This is a genomic window from Roseovarius autotrophicus (genome assembly GCF_018069895.1).
Lineage (GTDB): Bacteria > Pseudomonadota > Alphaproteobacteria > Rhodobacterales > Rhodobacteraceae > Roseovarius > Roseovarius autotrophicus.
The window spans coordinates 1-16,598 of the sequence record NZ_JAGQDH010000009.1 but is presented as its reverse complement, the minus strand read 5'-3'; the positions used below and the strand labels follow the sequence as shown (position 1 = coordinate 16,598).

The following is a 16,598-nucleotide window of genomic DNA, read 5'->3' as shown; positions in this document are numbered from 1 at the left end:
TCCTCTGGCACAAGGCCCCGCGCGCGGGGCCTCAGCGCATCTTGCGGCTATAGGTCCAGGTGGGCACGTTCGCGCCGCGCGCCACCGAATGGGTCTCGGCATCTCCAAGATACTGAAAGCCGCAATTCGTCAAGACCCGGGCCGAGGCCGGGTTGTCCTGAAACACGCTGGCAAAGATGGTGCGCGCGTCATGCGGGTTGGCCGCGATCAGTGCCTCCACCGCCGCCGAGGCCACGCCCGTGTTCCAGAAGGCCGGGGCCACCCAATAGGCAATCTCGGACTGGTCACGATCGACGCGGGCAAGGCTTACGAGGCCCATCACCTCGGCTCCGCCGACCCTGGACGCATCGATTGCCCAGACGTCCTCGGATCGGTTCTCGGCCTGTGCACGCGCAATGAGCGCCTCGGCGGCGCCGGGCGGATAGGGATGCGGGATCGTCGCGGTGGCGCGCGCCACACGCTCGTCGCCCGCATTGAGCGCGATAAGCCCCGCATCCGACACCCGAAGCGGGCGCAGGTCGAAGCGGTCTGTCTCGATCACCGGTTGGGTGACGATGGTCTCGTATTTCATGCGCTCCTCCTTCGCATGATGGCGGTCCTTCCCACATGGGGGCTTGCACCGATGTCGCAAGCGCGCAAACCCTGCCTTACACCGCAAAGTGACGCGGATTTGACAGATGGACGGCACAAAATAACAAGGGGACCGGCCCGCGCCGATCCCCTCTTGTTCGAAACCTTCGAGGTCGGCTTACTCAGCGGCCTCCGCCACTGGCAGAACCGAAATGAAGGTGCGGCCCTTGAGACCCTTGTGAAAGGTCACGGCCCCCTCGGTCACGGCGAAGATGGTGTGATCCTTGCCCTGCCCCACGCCATTGCCCGGCCAGAACTTGTTGCCGCGCTGGCGCACGATGATGTTGCCGGGAATCACGGCCTCGCCGCCAAATTTCTTTACGCCAAGGCGACGGCCCGCAGAGTCGCGACCGTTGCGGGACGAACCGCCTGCTTTTTTGTGTGCCATTTCGTCTCTCCTTAGCCCTTGGCCAGTTCCTTGGCCTGTTCGATCCAGCCCTCACGCTCGATCCGACCCTTGAAATTCAGCTTCTCGTCGAAGGCCGCCACGTCCTCGGGCGTCCAGGCGGCGATCTGCGCAAAGCTGGTGACGCCCGAGGCGAGCAGCTTCTTCTCGAGCGCCGGGCCAACGCCCGACAGCCGCTTGAGATCGTCGCCACCGGCCGGCTCGGCACTGATCGCGGTGGCGCCGCTCACGGAGCCGGCACCGATCGCGGCCTTCACGCCCGTCGCCTCTGCGCCGCTGGCGAGAATATCAGTGACCCGCACCAGCGTCAGTTTCTGGCGATGGCCACGGGTGCGCTGCGAACCGTGCTTGCGCCGGCGCTTGACAAAGCTGATGACCTTGTCACCCTTGACCTGGTCGACAACCTCGGCCTGGACCGCAGCCCCTGCAACCAGAGGCGCGCCGATGACAAGGCTTTCGCCGCCCAGCATCAGAACCTCGTTGAACTGTACTTTCTCACCGGCATCCGCCGCAAGCTTTTCCACCCGGAGCACATCGCCCGCATGGACCTTGTATTGCTTGCCGCCGGTCTTGAGGACCGCAAACATGGGCATTTCCTTTCGCTTCCGCGTCCTGTGGTCCCCGCGACTGCGGGCGTTTCGGCCTTCGGGCCACCTCGAACAGCGCACCCGTTCCGGGTGTCATTCAAAGACAAAACCGGCGAGCCACCCCGCCGGTCCGTGGGCATATGCTCCAGACGCGGCCCCGAGTCAAGCCATTCCCGCCAGGTTGCGTCGTCACGCACTCACAGATCCTGCGCCGGCGGCACCTCGGCAAGCCGCAGCGCCAGCGCCTCGAACCGGTCGGCCATGATCTCGTACTGCACGGCATTCATCAATTCGTAGACGCGCGCCATGACCGGATGCGCCAGTGCCTCGGCATAGGCGCGCAGATCCCCGGTCGGGATATCCTGATAGGTCTGCGCCGCGTTGGCCAGCGCCGAAGCGCGCATCGGCGCGCGCATCTCCTCGGCCCCTTGCGCCAGCATCAGGCGCAGCAACTCGGCATCGAGCGCCCCCTCGGTCAGCCCTGCCGCAGACGCCGCCATCAGAAAGCGAAACTGGATCGCCTGAACCGCCAGAAGCGCCTGCCCGGAGGCGTCGACCGCGTCGGTCATCCGTTCCAGCACGGCCCGCCGCCCGGCCTCCATCGTCGCCAGCAGCGCCTCTCCCTCGGCACGCCTGGCCTCGTCGTCGCTTCGCATATGCGCGGCGTTCTCGACCTCGACCAGCCGCTGCCCGAGATCGGAGGCATAAAAGGCGGCGGCATGGCCCAGCATCGCGTCATCCATCGTCTCCGCAAGGATATCGAGCGCGCTCCGGCGCATCGCGGCGGTGTCGAAAACCTCGGCGGTGATGCGTGGCCAGGCCAAACCGAAATCCTCGGGGGCAAGATCGATCATGGCCGGAGCGTCCGCCGCGCTCAGCGCGATACTGTCCAGCGCCACGTCAAAGCCTGTCACCGCCAGAAACGCCTCCAGCCGGTCGCGATCGGCCGCAAGCGCCGCTCCGTGCCACAGGGACAGCGCCGCCACAAGCCAGAGCACGGGCAGTCTCGGGACGGTCGGCAGAACGGACATGGCGCACCTCGTCATCGGGTTTTCCCCAACCTAGGCAATTTCCCGGCACAAACAATCCATAACCCCCTTGCCCCGCCCGCCAAAGCCAAGTAAACGCGCTCACCAGACCCCCGCGGAGAGGTGCCGGAGTGGTCGAACGGGGCGGTCTCGAAAACCGTTGTGGGCGCAAGTCCACCCAGGGTTCGAATCCCTGTCTCTCCGCCATTTTTCCCACTCTTAAATTCCCCGTAATAGATTGAAAATGAAGGGTTTATGTCGCTTTCGACAGCCCTTCGCCAGATCATTCCGCTTGTTTTGCTGCACATATTGCTACACAATCCGCTGCACACGGCCATGGCGGGAGTCAGTCCATCAGCATCGTTCGGCGCGGTTCTACCTTGCATCTGCGCAAGCGGGTGCCCTTGCGGTATCGACGGGTTGAGCCCCGCGAAACGGTCTGGATCAGCCTGCACACGGATTCGGAGTCCGTGGCCAAGAGCAAGGCCCCGGTGGCGTGGGAACATCTGGTCGAGGGCTGGGAAGCCCGGCTGGCGGGCGACACGGGCGACGCCGAAAGACGGTTCGAGGCTGCGCGCGAACTGGCGGCGGCACGGGGCTTTCGCTACCTGCCAGCCGCGCAGGTTGCCAGCCTGCCCCGCGAAGACCTTCTGGAACGCATAGAGGCCGTGCCCCTGCGCAATGGTCAGCCTGACCGGAAAGAGGCCGCAGCACTTCTGGGCGGCGCGCAGGAACCGAAGATCACGGTCAGCCGGGCGCTGGAACTCTACTGGACCCTTGCCGCAGATCGCACCATCGGCAAGAGCGAAGACCAGATGCGCCGCTGGAAGAATCCGCGCATCAAGGCCGTGAACAACTTCCTTGCCGTGGTTGGCGACAAGGCACTGGCCGACATATCGGGCTATGACATGCTGGATTTCCGCAACTGGTGGATCGAACGCATGGCCTCCGAAGACCTGACTCCGAACAGTGCGAACAAAGACCTGATTCACCTTGGCGACGTGTTGAAGACCGTCAACAAGATGAAGCGGCTGGGGCTGGTGCTGCCCTTGTCTGATCTGTCGTTCAAGGAAGGCGAGAAACGGTCCCGCCCGCCGTTCAGCGTGGCATGGATCAGGGACAAGCTGTTGGCACCGGGGGCGCTGGACGGCCTGAACCTTGAAGCCCGCTGCATCCTTCTGGGCATGGTGAATACCGGCTACAGGCCCAGCGAAGGGGCGTGCCTGACGGCGGCCCAGATCAGGCTTGACCACAAGGTGCCGCATATCTCGATTGAACCCGTAGGGCGGCAGTTGAAGTCGGCCTATGCGCGGCGGATCATCCCGCTTGCCGGGGTCAGCCTTGAAGCCTTCCGGCAATGCCCTGACGGCTTCCCGCGCTACGCCGACAACCCGGCCTTGTCGGCCACGGTCAACAAGTATCTGCGCGAAAACGGGTTGATGGAGTCGCCGGGGCATAGCCTCTATTCCTTGCGCCATTCCTTCGAAGACCGGATGCAGGCAGCGGGCATTGATGATCGGATCAGGCGCGACCTGTTCGGCCATCGCCTGACGCGGGAACGCTATGGAAAGGGGGCCGATCTGGACCACCTGTTGAGGATGATTCAGGCGGTTGCCATCTGACGGGCCACGGCACGGGCGCGGGCAATCACGTCGCCCGACAGCATCGCTTCCATATCGGCGATCTCGGCTTCAAGCCGGGTGAAGATCGGCGCATAGACAGGATCGGCCACCACCAGCGCAGCCACCTTCACCTGCGCGCGGCGCAGGCGGTCAAGCTGGGCTTTGATGGTGGCCGGGCTCATGGTCAACCCTTGAGGCGCACGTTGACGCTGGCCGACGGGTTCGGGGCGGCGGTGACGGCATGGCCAAGGAAGGGATTGGCCCCGGAGTCGTCATCGGTCGTCACCACCCCCCGGCCAGATAGACCGACGCCCCGATGGTGATTGCGGCGGTCGAAACCTTCGGCAGAACACCATGACCGACAAGGCCGATATTCCCACGCTGAAGGCCGCGATCCTAAAACGCAAGCGCGAGGTCTACGAACCCGTCGTGCCCGAGATGCAGATGGGTTTCATCCACAACAACGTCGATTGCATCGGCTGCCGCGCCTGTGAAATCGCCTGCAAGGACAAGAACGGCCTGCCCGAAGGCCCGGGCGCGCACCTCGGACCTCCTGCAGTTTCTCTCGGCCTTCATTGTCGAAATCCCACCCCTGCGCGACCGGCGGGCCGATATTGCCCTGCTCGCACAGCGTTTTCTGGAGAGCCGCAATTTTCAGCGCGGCATCGCAAAGGAATTCACCCCGGCAGCCTTGCGGGCGATGGAAAGCTACAGCTGGCCCGGCAATGTGCGGGAACTCGGCAACGTGGTCGAGCGCGCAATCATCATGTCGCATGGCGCGCGCCGGATCGAACCGGACCACCTTAACCTGCCGCCGGGTGATGACAACGCCCGGCGCAATGCAGGGGTCACCCTGCGGTTTGACAACCTTCCCACGGTGGATGAACTGCGCGAAAAATACCTTGCCGAACTGACCCGACGGTTCAACGGCAACCGCCGCCTGATTGCCGATGCCGCCGGGGTTTCGGAACGCAATCTCTATCGCATGCTGGGCAAACGGGATGACGGCCCGCAATAGCCGTGCGAACCGAAACTCTCTGCATGCCATGGCGGCACGCGACCTGTCCGCCGCATCGCCCTGCCCCCGATGCCCTGAGGCGCAGGCGCAGGTTCAAGGGCGGTAGGCGTCTGGCGGTTCGCTTCAGGCCGCCCCTGCCCGGTCCAGTTCCTCGAAAAGCCGCGCCACCGCCTCGGCGCCCGGATCGTTGTGCCCGGCCAGGCTCTCTGCGGCAAGATAGCTTGCGCGCCCGGCACGCGCGCGGGTGATCGCGGCCGTGGCATCCGCCCCCTGCCGTGCCGCGCCTGCCGCCGCCGCCAGACCATCGCCCAGAGCGTCAAGCGCGGGGGCGAGCGCGTCGATCATGGTGCGATCGCCCGGCCGCGCGCCTCCCACCTGCATGATCCGGTCCAGACCCGCCCTCAGCGCCCCGATCATGTCTTGCCCGCTGGCCGAGGCATCGCCCGCCGCGGCAAAGAAGATCGCCAGAAGCACCCCCGACGATCCGCCCATGGTCTGGCTCAGTTCCAGCCCGATGGCGCGGTAAAGCTGCGTCTGATCCGCAAGCGGCAGCCGGTCGAGCGCTCCGATCAGCGCCCGCGCGGCCGTGGCGAGCGTGCTGCCGGTGTCGCCGTCGCCCGATTTGGCGTCGAGCGCATTGAGCGGCCCCTCCGCCTCGATGAGAATCGTGCAGCACCGTTCGATGAGCGCGCGCATCTCGTCATCGGGCGACGGAATCGGCCTGATCGGCGCCAGCCCGTCGGGCAGCGCCACCACCTCCACGCCCCCCACGGGCAGACAGCCGGGCCAGGCCCAGGGCGCCACCGGCGCGGCCATCGCCGCTTCCTCCGCCCGCCCCGCAGGCAGGAGAGAGACGGAAAACCCCTGCATGTCGAGCGAGGTCATCATCGGCGCCGGCCCCACCAGCCAGCGGACCTGCCCGCCGATCCGCGACGTGAGCAACTCCTCTGCCAACACGCCCATTTCCAGCGGCGTCGCCCCGCCCAGATTGTTCAACAGGGCTACATGCGGCCCCGGCCCCATGCGCGGGGCAAGTCGGTCCACCACCATTTCCATCGCCGCGCGCGCGGTCGAGAAATCGACCTGCTCGATCCCTGCCTCGCCATGGATGCCAAGGCCAAGCTCTGCCTTGCCGGGCTTGATCCGGGCCTCCTTGGGGTTGCCGGGAATGGTGCAGGTATCAAGCGACATGCCGATGGACACCACGCCCCTGATCACCCGTTCCGCCGCTTGCGTCACCGCATCGAGATCGGCCCCCTGTTCGGCCAGCGCGCCCGCGATCTTGTGCACGAAAAGCGTGCCCGCCACGCCGCGCGGCTGCGGCAGGTCCGGAAGTGCTATGTCGTCATCGACGATCACCATGCTGACCCGCAGCCCCTGCGCGCGCGCGCGTTCCGCCGCCAGCCCGAAATTGAGCCGGTCGCCGGTATAGTTCTTGACGATAAGAAGGCACCCCGCCTTGCCGGTCACGGCAAGAATCGCCGCCAGCACCGCATCGACCGAAGGCGAGGCAAAGACCTCGCCACAGACCGCCGCCGTCAGCATCCCCTGGCCCACAAAACCCGCATGGCTCGGCTCGTGCCCCGAGCCGCCCCCCGAAATAAGCGCCACGCGCGAGCGATCCCAGTCGGTGCGCATCACCACCTTGATATGCGGATAGCCGTCCAGCCGCGCCAGCCGCCCACCTGCGGTGCGCAACATCGCGTCGATCGCCTCGGTGACGAGGGTTTCCTTCGTGTTGATGAATTGCGGCATGGGGATCTCCTCAGGACAAACGGTTGCCGGACGCGTCGAAATAGAGCGCATCGCGCGGGGTGATGGCGAGGCTGTCGCCGGTTTCAAGATCGGAGTGTGGGTCGGTCAGGGTCACGATGTCATGCCCGTCAAGCCGCAGGTGCAGCCGGGTCTGATCGCCCAGCCGCTCCACGCGCACCACCTCCGCGTCGCGCCCCTCGCCCAGCCGGATATGTTCGGGGCGCAGGCCGATGGTCTTTGCGCCTCTGGGCGCGCCGCCGAAAAGACCGGCGGGCAGGGCGTTGATGCGCGGCTGCCCAAGCCGCGCGGCGACATAGAGGCTCACCGGGCTCTCGTAAATCTCGCGCGGGGTGCCGAACTGCACAAGGCGGCCCTGATCGAGCACACCCACCTCGGTCGCCATGGTCATCGCCTCGATCTGATCATGGGTGACGTAAAGCAGCGTGCGCCCAAGGCTTGCATGGATGCGCTTCAACTCCACCCGCAGATCGGCGCGCAGCTTGGCATCGAGCGAACTCAGCGGCTCGTCCATCAGGAAAAGCTGCGGCGCACGCACCAGCGCGCGGCCGATCGAGACGCGCTGCATCTCGCCGCCCGAGAGCGCGGTCGCCTTGTTGTCAAGCTTGTGGGAGATGTGCAGCACCTCGGCCACCTCGGCCACCTTGCGCGTGATCTCGGCTTCGGGCGTGCGCAGCGCCGGAGAGCGCAGCGGAAAGGCGAGATTGTCGCGCACGCTCAGATGCGGGTAGAGCGAATATTGCTGGAACACCATCGCCACGTCGCGCTCGGCCGGCGTGTCACGCAGCACCGACCGGCCCCCGATGAGGATGTCGCCCCCGTCCGGTGCCTCCAGCCCTGCGATGAGGCGCAGCGTGGTGGTCTTGCCCGCCCCGGTCGGCCCCAGCAGCACCACGAACGCCCCGTCCGCCACCGTCATCGACATATCGTCAAGCGCCGCCGTCTCGCCATAGTGTTTCGACACGCCACGCAGCACCACCTCAGCCATGCGACAGCACTCCCTCGTTCAGGTCCGAGCGCAGCGCGCGCCCGCTCTGCCGGTCAAACAGCGTCACCGTCGCGCCGTTGAAGGTAAGGCCCACGGTCTCGCCCATGCGGGCGGGCTGGTCCGAGGGGATGCGCGCCTTGATCTCGCCATTGGGCGTGGCCAGCGTCACGATCTGCGTGGTGCCGAGGTATTCGGAGGCCAGCACCTCGGCGCGGTATCCGGCCCCGTCCGAGATGTGGACATGTTCCGGGCGCACCCCGTACACCATGTCCCCATCGAACGGCTCGCACAGGGCGGGCACGGGCAGCGCCTGATGGTGCAGACTGACGTCGGTCGCGCCCGCCTCGACCGCACCATGAAAGCGCAGGAAATTCATCGGCGGCGCGCCGATGAAATCGGCGACGAACATGGTGGCAGGCTTGTCATAGATGTCCTGCGGCGTGCCGAACTGTTCCACAACCCCATGATTCATCACAACAATCTTGTCGCCCATCTGCATCGCCTCAAGCTGGTCATGGGTGACATAGACCGTGGTCGCGCCCATCCGGTCATGCAGCGCGCGCAACTCCTCGGCCATATGCTCGCGAAACTCGGCATCGAGCGCACCAAGCGGCTCATCCATAAGAAAACACTTGGGATTTCTGACAATCGCCCGCCCCAGAGCCACCCTTTGCCGATCCCCACCCGACAATCCGCCCACCGGCCGCTCAAGCATGTCCTCGATCCCCAGGATACGCGCAACCTCGGTCACGCGGCGGCTGACTTCCGCACGCGGCAGGCCCTCGCTCACCAGCGGATAGGCGATATTGCGGCGCACGTTCATATGCGGGTAAAGCGCGAACATCTGGAAAACAAAGGCAATATCGCGCTGGCTTGCCGGTTTGCGGCCCACCTCCTCGCCGTCGATCCAGACCTCGCCAGAGGTCGGGATCTCCAGCCCCGCGATCATCCTGAGCGTCGTCGTCTTGCCGCAGCCCGAAGGCCCCAGCAACATGAAGAACTCACCATCCTCGATCCTGAAGGACGAGGATTGCACAGCGGTGAAACTGCCATATTCCTTGCGCAGATTGCGGATGACGATCTCGGCCATGCCTACTCCGGGAAATGGCTGGTGATGAGAAACATCACCGTGCCGGTTAACGTGACAAGGAAGGACCACGAATAGGCCCAGAGCGCGAAAGGCTGCATCAGCATGACCACGCCAACCGCGATGAGGATCGAGGCGACCATCTCCCACGGGCCTCGGCGCAGGCGGATCAAGCCATTGATAAACCGCTTCATTTCCGCACCGCCCCAAAGGTTATCCCGCGCAGAAGATGCTTGCGCAGCAGGATCGTGAACACCATCACCGGCATCAGGAAGATCGTCGCCCCCGCCGCCACGGCGGGCCAGTCGCGCCCGCCCACGCCGATGATCGTGGGGATGAACGGGGGCGCTGTCTGCGCCGTTCCACTGGTCAGAAGCACCGCGAAGGCATATTCGTTCCAGGCGAAGATCAGGCAGAAGATCGCGGTCGAGGCGATGCCCGTGGCCGCCTGCGGCAGCACCACCTTGCGAAACGCCTGAAACCGCGTGTAGCCGTCGATAAGGGCCGCCTCCTCATATTCGCGCGGGATCTCGTCGATGAACCCCTTGAGCAGCCAGACCGCCAGCGACAGGTTCACCGCCGTATAGAGCAGGATCATGCCCGCATGGGTGTCCGACAGGCCAAGTGACCGAAACATAAGGAAAATCGGGATCGCCACGGCAATGGGCGGCATCATCCGCGTGCTGAGGATGAAAAACATCAGATCATCCTTGAGCGGCACCCGGTAGCGCGAAAAGGCATAGGCCGCGAGCGTGCCCAGAAACACCGACAGGAAGGTGGAGCCGAACCCGATGATCACCGAATTCATGAACCGTTCGCCATAGCGCGACGGGCCGGTGATCACCATGCCCTTGTCATGCACGATCCGCTCATACCATGTCTCGGGCGTGCTCACCTGCCCCGCCACCTGCCGCGTCTGCGTGGTGAAAAGGTTGACATAGCCCTCCAGCGACGGCTCGAACAGAACCTTGGGTGGATAGGCGATGGCATCCGACGAGGTCTTGAACCCCGTCGCCATGATCCACAGAAGCGGCATCAGCGTGATCAGCGCATAGACCACCACCAGCACGCCGGCGATCCATTTGAGGCGGGCGGACGGCCCGGTGACAGAGGCGGTGCTCATCGTTCCTTCACCTTGTTGAGGGCCTTCACGTAAATCGAGGCGAGACCAAACACCGTGACGAACAGGATCACCGCATAGGCCGAGGCATAGCCCGTGCGCCATTTCTCGAACGCCTCGCGCTTGAGGTTGATCGAGGTGAGTTCGGTGGTCGATCCCGGCCCGCCACCCGTAAGCTGCACCACCAGATCGAACATCTTGAAATTTTCGATGCCCCGGAACAGCACCGCCAGCATCAGGAACGGCAGCACCATCGGCACCGTGATGGTCCAGAACTGCCGCCATTTCGAGGCACGGTCACATTCGGCGGCCTCGTAGATCGATTCGGGGATCGACCGCAGCCCGGCAAGGCAGATGAGCATGACAAAGGGTGTCCACATCCAGGTATCCACGATCACGATGGCCCAGGGCGCAAGCGGCACATCCCCGATCATGGAAAAGCTGGTGGGATCGGCCCCCGAGACGAAGGCCACCACATAATTGAACAGGCCGATCTGCGGCTGGTAAAGGAAGGTCCAGAAATTGCCGACCACGGCAGGCGAGAGCATCATCGGCAGCACGATCACCGTGGTCCAGAAATTCGAACTGCGGAACTTGGCGTTGATGAGCCACGCGAGCGCAAAGCCGATCAGCACCTGAAAGAACAGCGTCCAGAACAGGAAATGTGCCGTCGCCTGCATGGTCTGCCAGATTTCCGGGTCGCTCAGGATGCGCTGATAATTGCGAAGCCCCACCCATTCGACATCAGCATTGGGCCGGTTGGCACGAAAATTCGTGAAACTTAGCCGAATCGTCCAGATCAGCGGAAATATGTTGATGGCCAGAAGCAGAAAGATCGTCGGCGCCACGAAAAGCCACGCAATGGCGCGATCCGAGAGGCCGCGCACCCTGCGCGCGATCCCCGGCGGCGTGGCGCTCGCGGCTCGATCCATCGCTGTCTCCGGCATGAGACCTCGTCCTTCTGGTTGAATGGGAAAAGGGGCCGCCGACAGATCCGGCGGCCCGGGGGCGGCTCAGAGTTTGCCGTCGTCCTCGAACACCTCGGTCCAGTCACGCACCAGCGCATCCAGCGCCTCCTGCGCCGTGCCCTCACCCGCGATCACATAGCGGTGGACGCGGTTCTGCATCGCCAGCAACAACTCGGCATAGGTGGGTTCGGCCCAGAAATCCTTGACGATGGCCATGGAGTCGAGGAAGGCCTGCGCATAGGGCTGACTCTCGGCGAAGCCGGGTGCATCAACCACCGCTTGCAAGGCGGGCGCGCCGCCCATGTCCCACCAGCGCTGTTGCACCTCGGGCTGCGCAAACCACTTGATATACTCAAGCGCCGCGTCCTGATTGTCGGAATAGGAGACCACCGAAATCCCCTGCCCGCCCAGTTGCGCGAACTGCCCGGCAGGCCCGGCGGGATTGGGGAAATAGCCCGAACGATCCCCGCCCACATTGGGATCGGCATTCACCCCCGGCCAGATGAAGGCGAAATTCATCTGAAGCGCGGCCTGCCCGGATTTGAACGCGTCGATCGTCTCGGACATATACCAGTCCGACGAGCCCGGCGGCGTGCAGCAATCGTAAAGCGCCTTGTAGAATTCCAGCCCCTCGACCGCGCCGGGCGAATTGACGAAACCCTCCATGTCATAGGGTTTTTCAGGGTTCTCATAGAGAAAGCCGTAATTGTAGAGCGCGTTGGTCACGCCCATGGTGATCCCTTCCGAGCCGCGCTCGGTATAGATCGCCGCGCCATAGACCGTGGTGCCGTCGATCTCTCGGCCCTGGAAAAACTCGGCGATGTCCTTCAACTCGGCCTGCGTCTCGGGAACGCGCAGATCGCGCCCGTATTTCTCCTTGTATTCGGCCTGCAATTCGGGCCGCTCGAACCAGTCGCGGCGATAGGTCCAGCCTACCACGTCGGCATAGGCGGGCAGCGCCCAGTAATTCGGCGTGCCCTTGGGCCATTCGGCATAGCCGGCCACGGTAGCGGGAATGAAATCGCCCATGTCGATGCCGTTTGCATCGAAAAAGTCGTTCATCTTGACGTAATGGCCCGCCTCCGCGCCAAGCCCGATCCACTGGCTGTCACCGATCATCAGATCGCACAGCTTGCCGCGCGAATTGAGTTCGTTGAGCATCCGGTCGGCGAAATTGGGCCAGGGCACGAACTCGAAACTCATCGAGTGGCCGGATTGCGCCTCGAAATCCTTGCTGAGTTCGACCAGCGCGTTGGCCGGGTCCCAGGCGGCCCAGCACAGTGTGAGATTGGCCGCGCGCGCCTCGCCGCCCGCGAACGCGGTCGCGGCGGCAAGTGCTGTGCCAGCCAGAAGAGCGTTTTTCTTCATGGGGTTCCTCCTCCCGTATCGGAAATGCGCCCTGTCACCGGCGCAGCACACCGCCGGATGAGTCTCGGGGTGTCGCAAGATTGGTATATGAGGAACGTGCCTCAAATCAAGAAAATAATCCACGCAGATCGTCCGCCCCGTGCGCCACGGTGCCTTAGCCGATGTTTTCCCGCAGAATTATCTCGATGCGCACACGCTCCTGCGCCTCGTAGATCGACAGCCCGTCGCACAGAGCGCGCAGCACCCTGAGCGCGCTACGCGCCAGATGGCCCACGTTCTGCGCGATCACCGCCGCCAGCGCCCCCTCGCGCAGCGCCGCCTCGGTGGTGGGGGTCAGTTCATGCGCGATGCTGACCAGATCGCCGATGCGCCCGCTCTCGCGCAGCGCGTCCAGGAGTGCGGTATTGCCAGAACCCATCGAATAGACGCCCACCACGTCACGCCGCCGCGCCAGCACCTCGCCCACCACCGCGCGCATCCGGGCCGGATCATCGAAGGATTCCACCGATGGCAGCACCTTTAGCCCCGAAAACTCGCCCGCGATCACCGCATCAAACCCAAGTCGCCGCTCGAGGCTGTCGCGCGCACGCATGGAGTTGGAGACGACGAGCACCTCGCCCGACCGTCCTGCGAAGCGTCCCATCAGAAGGCCCGCCGTGCGCCCCGCCGCCACGCTGTTGGTCCCGATGAAATGGTCACGCCGCGAGTTCGGCAGATCCGAGACCAGCGCCACCACCGCCACCCCCGCCGCCTTGAGCCGGGCAACCGCGTCGCGCACCTGCGGCGTTTCCGGCACCATCAGCGCCACGCCATCGAGTGTTGTCACGTCAAGCTGCTGCAATCGGCGCACGATGGCGTGCGGATCGAGAAACGGCACGCGGAGAATTTCCAGGACGGTCCGATCGGCGATCTGGGCCGAATAGGCCTCGTCTATGGCCGCCTTAAGGGTTTCGGCAAACTGATTGGGGCCTTCTGGAAGGATGAAAACAAAGCGGAACAGCCGTTTGCGCGCGAGATTAGCGGCGTAGGTGTCGCGCACATATCCCAACCGGCTGACCGCGTCCTGAACCTTGGCGATGGTTTTTGCGCGCACACCCGGACGCGCGTTCAAAACCCGGTCAACGGTGGCAAGGCTGACGCCGGCCTCTTTCGCGATATCGTGGACGGTGGGCCTGTTCACGCCTTGCTCCTTCTGGGCAAGGATAGGGTGTCCAGGCGACATACGTCAACGTAGCCGCGCGCCCGAACCGGGGCTGCACAATGGGCGCCCCGGTCCGGGGACAACGGGTTTCAGCCGTTCCAGGGCCGGTCGCCATCAGCATCCTTGACGCGCGTCGGCAGGCCGGTCCGGTCCAGCACCTCAAAGAAGGGCGTGGGGTCAAGTTCCTCGACATTGACCATGCGGCCGGTATCCCACACGCCCTGCGCGATCAGGATCGCGGCGGCCACGGGCGGCACGCCGGCGGTATAGCTGATCCCCTGGCTGCCCACCTCCAGATAGGCCTCCTTGTGGTCGGCGACGTTGTAGACAAAGGCCTCGGCCGGCTGGCCACCACGGGTGCCCCGGACCAGCGTGCCGATGCAGGTCTTGCCGGTGTAGTCGGGCGCAAGGCTTGCCGGATCGGGCAGCACGGCCTTGACCACCTTGAGCGGCACAACCTCCAGTCCCTCGGCTGTCGTGACCGGCTTTTCCGACAGCAACCCGAGATTCCTGAGCACCGTGAAGACGGTGATGTAATGATCCGAGAATCCCATCCAGAAGCGCACATCGGCCTGCGGATAGTTGGTGGCAAGGCTGTGCACCTCGTCATGGCCGGTCATATAGGCCTTTTGCTTGCCCACGACCGGCAGATCCCATTCCTTGCCCACCTCGAACATCCGGTTTTCCTGCCACGCGCCGTTCTGCCAGCTGTAAACCGTTCCGGTAAACTCCCGAAAGTTGATCTCGGGATCGAAATTGGTGCTGAACCAACGACCATGGCTGCCGGCGTTGATGTCCACGATGTCGATGGATGTCACCTCGTCCAGGAAGGTGTCGATCCCGTATCGCGCATAGGCGTTGACCACGCCCGGATCGAAACCGACGCCCAGGATCGCGGTCACGCCCTTTTGGGCGCAACGCTCCCTGCGCTTCCATTCGTAGTTCGCATACCAGGGCGGCGCCTCGCAGATCTTCTCGGGCTCTTCATGGATAGCCGTGTCCATATAGGCCACGCCGGTCTCGATGCAGGCATCGAGGACGGGCATGTTGACAAAGGCCTGAGCCACGTTGATCACGATCTGCGCTCCGGTCCGGCGGATCAGATCGGCCACCTCGGACGTGTCGCGAGCGTTGACCTGATGTGCCTCGATCCGGCCGTCGATCTTCATGGCCCCCTTGTCGCGCACGCTTGCGATGATGGCCTCACATTTCGCAAGCGTCCGGCTGGCGATATGGATATCGCCCAGAATATCGTTGTTCTGGGCGCATTTATGCGCTGTGACCTGTGCGACGCCCCCGGCGCCGATGATGAGCACGTTCTTCTTCATGTGGTCCCTCCAAGTTCGGGGTAATCCGTTCAGGACAGCGCTGCGGCAAAATCCTCGTAGTCGAAGTCGCGCACAAGGCGCACGGTTCCATCGAGGTCGCGCACCGCGATGGCGGGCATCTTCACGCCGTTAAACCAGTTCTTCTTGACCATTGTGTAACCGGCCGCATCCTGGATCGACAGGCGGTCCCCGGCCTTGAGCGGCTCGGGGAAACGGAACTCTCCGAAGATATCCCCGGCAAGACAGGACTTGCCGCAGATCATCCATTCATGCGGGCCGCTGTCGGGCAGCATCTTTGCGCGGGTGCGATAGATCAGCAGATCAAGCATATGCGCCTCGATCGAGGAATCGACAATCGCCAGATGCTTGCCGTTGAACAGTGTGTCCAGAACCGTCACCTCGAGCGTTGCCGCGTTGGTGATCGCGGCCTCGCCGGGTTCAAGGTAGACCTGCACCTCGTTTTCGCCGGCAAACCGCTTGAGCCGCTCGGCGAAACGATCCAGCGGATAGTCGGGACCGGTGAAATGGATGCCGCCGCCAAGCGATATCCAGCCCATTTGACGGATCAGAAAGCCGAAACGTTGCTCGATATGACCAAGCATCCGGTTGAAACGGTCGAAATCGGCATTCTCGCAATTGTTGTGAAACATGAAGCCGGAAACGCGCTCCGCGACCGTCGCGATACGCGCGGGGTCGTGCTCTCCCAGCCGCGAAAACGGGCGCGCGGGATCGGCCAGATCGAAATCCGAGGTCGATACCCCCGGATTCACCCGCAGGCCGCGCACATGTCCGGCGCTTTGCTCCTCGAATCGTTCGAACTGGCCGATGGTATTGAAAATGATCTTGTCGGCATGCCCAAGCACCTCGTCGATCTCGTAATCGGCATAGGCCACCGAATAGGCATGGGTTTCCTTGCCGAATTTCTCGGCCCCAAGCCGCACCTCGAAAAGCGAGGACGAGGTCGTGCCGTCCATGTAGGGTGCCATGAAATCGAACACCGACCAGGTTGCGAAACATTTCAGCGCCAAGAGCGATTTCGCGCCGGAGACCTCGCGCAGCCAGGCGATCTTTTCCATGTTCGGCAGAAGCCGAGCCTTGTCGATAAGGTAATAGGGGGTCTTCGGCATCTCGGGCCCTCCGGCATCCAGGGTCGCAAGGCGCGTTTCATGCGCGCGCGCTTGATATCGCCTGGCCTCCTGCTGAACAACCGTTTTCTCGCGGATTTGTCAGACAGTGCGCGACGTTGCACCGGCCGTGCCCTGAGCGCGCGCCCGGCGCCGGATCGCTTGCACACCCAGCAGATGCCGACGCGCCAGCCAGATCACGACCGGCGGGATCACGATCCACTGCGAAAGCGGGCTCAACCCCGTTCCGAACGGTGGCACCAGCGGCATCGCCTCTGCATAACTCCAGCGCAGGCTGACAGTGGTGTGGTAATATTCCAGCCCCACCGTCAGGATCACGCCCACGGCCA

Annotated in this window: 17 protein-coding genes, 1 tRNA gene and 1 pseudogene; 3 read left to right on the top strand and 16 right to left on the bottom strand. The window is 64.0% G+C overall.

Annotated features, from left to right (window positions below; genetic code table 11):
* Positions 1-31: 31 nt before the first annotated feature.
* From KAK09_RS11065 to KAK09_RS11050, 4 genes are all read right to left on the bottom strand, one after another.
* Positions 32-571: a GNAT family N-acetyltransferase gene (locus tag KAK09_RS11065; RefSeq protein WP_210879004.1), complete on the bottom strand. Its 540-nt coding sequence runs from the start codon at positions 569-571 to the stop codon at positions 32-34.
* Positions 572-748: 177 nt separating this feature from the next.
* Entirely contained in the window at positions 749-1,018 is a 270-nt protein-coding gene (gene rpmA, locus KAK09_RS11060) for a 50S ribosomal protein L27 (RefSeq protein WP_210879003.1), read from the bottom strand.
* Positions 1,019-1,029: 11 nt separating this feature from the next.
* Positions 1,030-1,623: a 50S ribosomal protein L21 gene (locus KAK09_RS11055; RefSeq protein WP_210879002.1), complete on the bottom strand. Its 594-nt coding sequence runs from the start codon at positions 1,621-1,623 to the stop codon at positions 1,030-1,032.
* 197 nt (positions 1,624-1,820) lie between these two features.
* Positions 1,821-2,654, bottom strand: coding sequence for a DUF2059 domain-containing protein (locus KAK09_RS11050; protein ID WP_247651180.1), 834 nt, complete (start codon positions 2,652-2,654; stop codon positions 1,821-1,823).
* A 114-nt stretch (positions 2,655-2,768) separates the two neighbouring features.
* Between KAK09_RS11050 and KAK09_RS11045 the strand changes: the two genes are divergently transcribed.
* A tRNA-Ser gene (locus KAK09_RS11045) sits at positions 2,769-2,858 on the top strand.
* A gap of 146 nt (positions 2,859-3,004) precedes the next feature.
* A complete protein-coding gene (locus tag KAK09_RS11040; RefSeq protein ID WP_210879112.1) occupies positions 3,005-4,273 on the top strand; it encodes a DUF6538 domain-containing protein in 1,269 nt (422 codons plus the stop codon).
* Here KAK09_RS11040 and KAK09_RS11035 read toward each other — a convergent pair.
* Positions 4,255-4,455 carry a hypothetical protein gene (locus KAK09_RS11035; RefSeq protein WP_210879000.1) on the bottom strand — a complete coding sequence of 67 codons (201 nt, stop codon included), beginning with the start codon at positions 4,453-4,455 and terminating at the stop codon, positions 4,255-4,257. The genes KAK09_RS11040 and KAK09_RS11035 overlap by 19 nt on opposite strands.
* A 308-nt stretch (positions 4,456-4,763) precedes the next feature.
* On the opposite strand from KAK09_RS11035, the gene KAK09_RS11030 reads away from it, so the two are divergent.
* A complete protein-coding gene (locus KAK09_RS11030; protein ID WP_210878999.1) occupies positions 4,764-5,291 on the top strand; it encodes an AAA-type ATPase lid domain-containing protein in 528 nt (175 codons plus the stop codon).
* A gap of 123 nt (positions 5,292-5,414) precedes the next feature.
* Here the strand turns inward: KAK09_RS11030 and KAK09_RS11025 are convergent, their stop codons facing one another.
* The 11 genes and pseudogenes from KAK09_RS11025 to KAK09_RS10975 form a co-directional block, all read right to left on the bottom strand.
* Positions 5,415-7,046 (bottom strand): dihydroxyacetone kinase subunit DhaK, encoded by a 1,632-nt coding sequence (locus KAK09_RS11025; RefSeq protein ID WP_210878998.1) that lies wholly within the window; start codon positions 7,044-7,046, stop codon positions 5,415-5,417.
* A gap of 10 nt (positions 7,047-7,056) precedes the next feature.
* Positions 7,057-8,052 (bottom strand): ABC transporter ATP-binding protein, encoded by a 996-nt coding sequence (locus KAK09_RS11020; protein ID WP_210878997.1) that lies wholly within the window; start codon positions 8,050-8,052, stop codon positions 7,057-7,059.
* A complete protein-coding gene (locus KAK09_RS11015) occupies positions 8,045-9,142 on the bottom strand; it encodes an ABC transporter ATP-binding protein (protein ID WP_210878996.1) in 1,098 nt (365 codons plus the stop codon). Before KAK09_RS11015 ends, KAK09_RS11020 begins: the two co-directional genes overlap by 8 nt.
* Positions 9,143-9,144: 2 nt before the next feature.
* Positions 9,145-9,333, bottom strand: a complete 189-nt coding sequence (locus KAK09_RS11010; protein WP_210878995.1) for a hypothetical protein — start codon at positions 9,331-9,333, stop codon at positions 9,145-9,147.
* Positions 9,330-10,262: a carbohydrate ABC transporter permease gene (locus KAK09_RS11005; protein ID WP_210878994.1), complete on the bottom strand. Its 933-nt coding sequence runs from the start codon at positions 10,260-10,262 to the stop codon at positions 9,330-9,332. Before KAK09_RS11005 ends, KAK09_RS11010 begins: the two co-directional genes overlap by 4 nt.
* Positions 10,259-11,206, bottom strand: a complete 948-nt coding sequence (locus tag KAK09_RS11000) for a carbohydrate ABC transporter permease (RefSeq protein WP_210878993.1) — start codon at positions 11,204-11,206, stop codon at positions 10,259-10,261. Before KAK09_RS11000 ends, KAK09_RS11005 begins: the two co-directional genes overlap by 4 nt.
* A gap of 66 nt (positions 11,207-11,272) precedes the next feature.
* On the bottom strand, positions 11,273-12,595 hold the full coding sequence (locus tag KAK09_RS10995) for an ABC transporter substrate-binding protein (protein WP_210878992.1): 1,323 nt from the start codon (positions 12,593-12,595) through the stop codon (positions 11,273-11,275).
* A gap of 154 nt (positions 12,596-12,749) precedes the next feature.
* Positions 12,750-13,775, bottom strand: a complete 1,026-nt coding sequence (locus tag KAK09_RS10990) for a LacI family DNA-binding transcriptional regulator (RefSeq protein WP_336244446.1) — start codon at positions 13,773-13,775, stop codon at positions 12,750-12,752.
* A 110-nt stretch (positions 13,776-13,885) separates the two neighbouring features.
* Positions 13,886-15,124: a saccharopine dehydrogenase family protein gene (locus tag KAK09_RS10985; RefSeq protein WP_210878990.1), complete on the bottom strand. Its 1,239-nt coding sequence runs from the start codon at positions 15,122-15,124 to the stop codon at positions 13,886-13,888.
* Positions 15,125-15,153: 29 nt separating this feature from the next.
* Complete coding sequence (locus tag KAK09_RS10980; RefSeq protein ID WP_210878989.1) at positions 15,154-16,251, bottom strand: carboxynorspermidine decarboxylase; 1,098 nt, start codon at positions 16,249-16,251, stop codon at positions 15,154-15,156.
* Between the two features lie 99 nt (positions 16,252-16,350).
* A pseudogene (locus tag KAK09_RS10975) lies at positions 16,351-16,598 on the bottom strand (hypothetical protein); the annotation flags it as partial.

Excerpts from the sequence above, each read along its gene's own strand:
- KAK09_RS11065 (WP_210879004.1), bottom strand. The coding sequence starts at position 571 with ATGAAATACGAGACCATCGTCACCCAACCGGTGATCGAGACAGACCGC.
- rpmA (WP_210879003.1), bottom strand. The coding sequence starts at position 1,018 with ATGGCACACAAAAAAGCAGGCGGTTCGTCCCGCAACGGTCGCGACTCT.
- KAK09_RS11055 (WP_210879002.1), bottom strand. The coding sequence starts at position 1,623 with ATGTTTGCGGTCCTCAAGACCGGCGGCAAGCAATACAAGGTCCATGCG.
- KAK09_RS11050 (WP_247651180.1), bottom strand. The coding sequence starts at position 2,654 with ATGTCCGTTCTGCCGACCGTCCCGAGACTGCCCGTGCTCTGGCTTGTG.
- KAK09_RS11035 (WP_210879000.1), bottom strand. The coding sequence starts at position 4,455 with ATGAGCCCGGCCACCATCAAAGCCCAGCTTGACCGCCTGCGCCGCGCG.
- KAK09_RS11025 (WP_210878998.1), bottom strand. The coding sequence starts at position 7,046 with ATGCCGCAATTCATCAACACGAAGGAAACCCTCGTCACCGAGGCGATC.
- KAK09_RS11020 (WP_210878997.1), bottom strand. The coding sequence starts at position 8,052 with ATGGCTGAGGTGGTGCTGCGTGGCGTGTCGAAACACTATGGCGAGACG.
- KAK09_RS11015 (WP_210878996.1), bottom strand. The coding sequence starts at position 9,142 with ATGGCCGAGATCGTCATCCGCAATCTGCGCAAGGAATATGGCAGTTTC.
- KAK09_RS11010 (WP_210878995.1), bottom strand. The coding sequence starts at position 9,333 with ATGAAGCGGTTTATCAATGGCTTGATCCGCCTGCGCCGAGGCCCGTGG.
- KAK09_RS11005 (WP_210878994.1), bottom strand. The coding sequence starts at position 10,262 with ATGAGCACCGCCTCTGTCACCGGGCCGTCCGCCCGCCTCAAATGGATC.
- KAK09_RS11000 (WP_210878993.1), bottom strand. The coding sequence starts at position 11,206 with ATGCCGGAGACAGCGATGGATCGAGCCGCGAGCGCCACGCCGCCGGGG.
- KAK09_RS10995 (WP_210878992.1), bottom strand. The coding sequence starts at position 12,595 with ATGAAGAAAAACGCTCTTCTGGCTGGCACAGCACTTGCCGCCGCGACC.
- KAK09_RS10985 (WP_210878990.1), bottom strand. The coding sequence starts at position 15,124 with ATGAAGAAGAACGTGCTCATCATCGGCGCCGGGGGCGTCGCACAGGTC.
- KAK09_RS10980 (WP_210878989.1), bottom strand. The coding sequence starts at position 16,251 with ATGCCGAAGACCCCCTATTACCTTATCGACAAGGCTCGGCTTCTGCCG.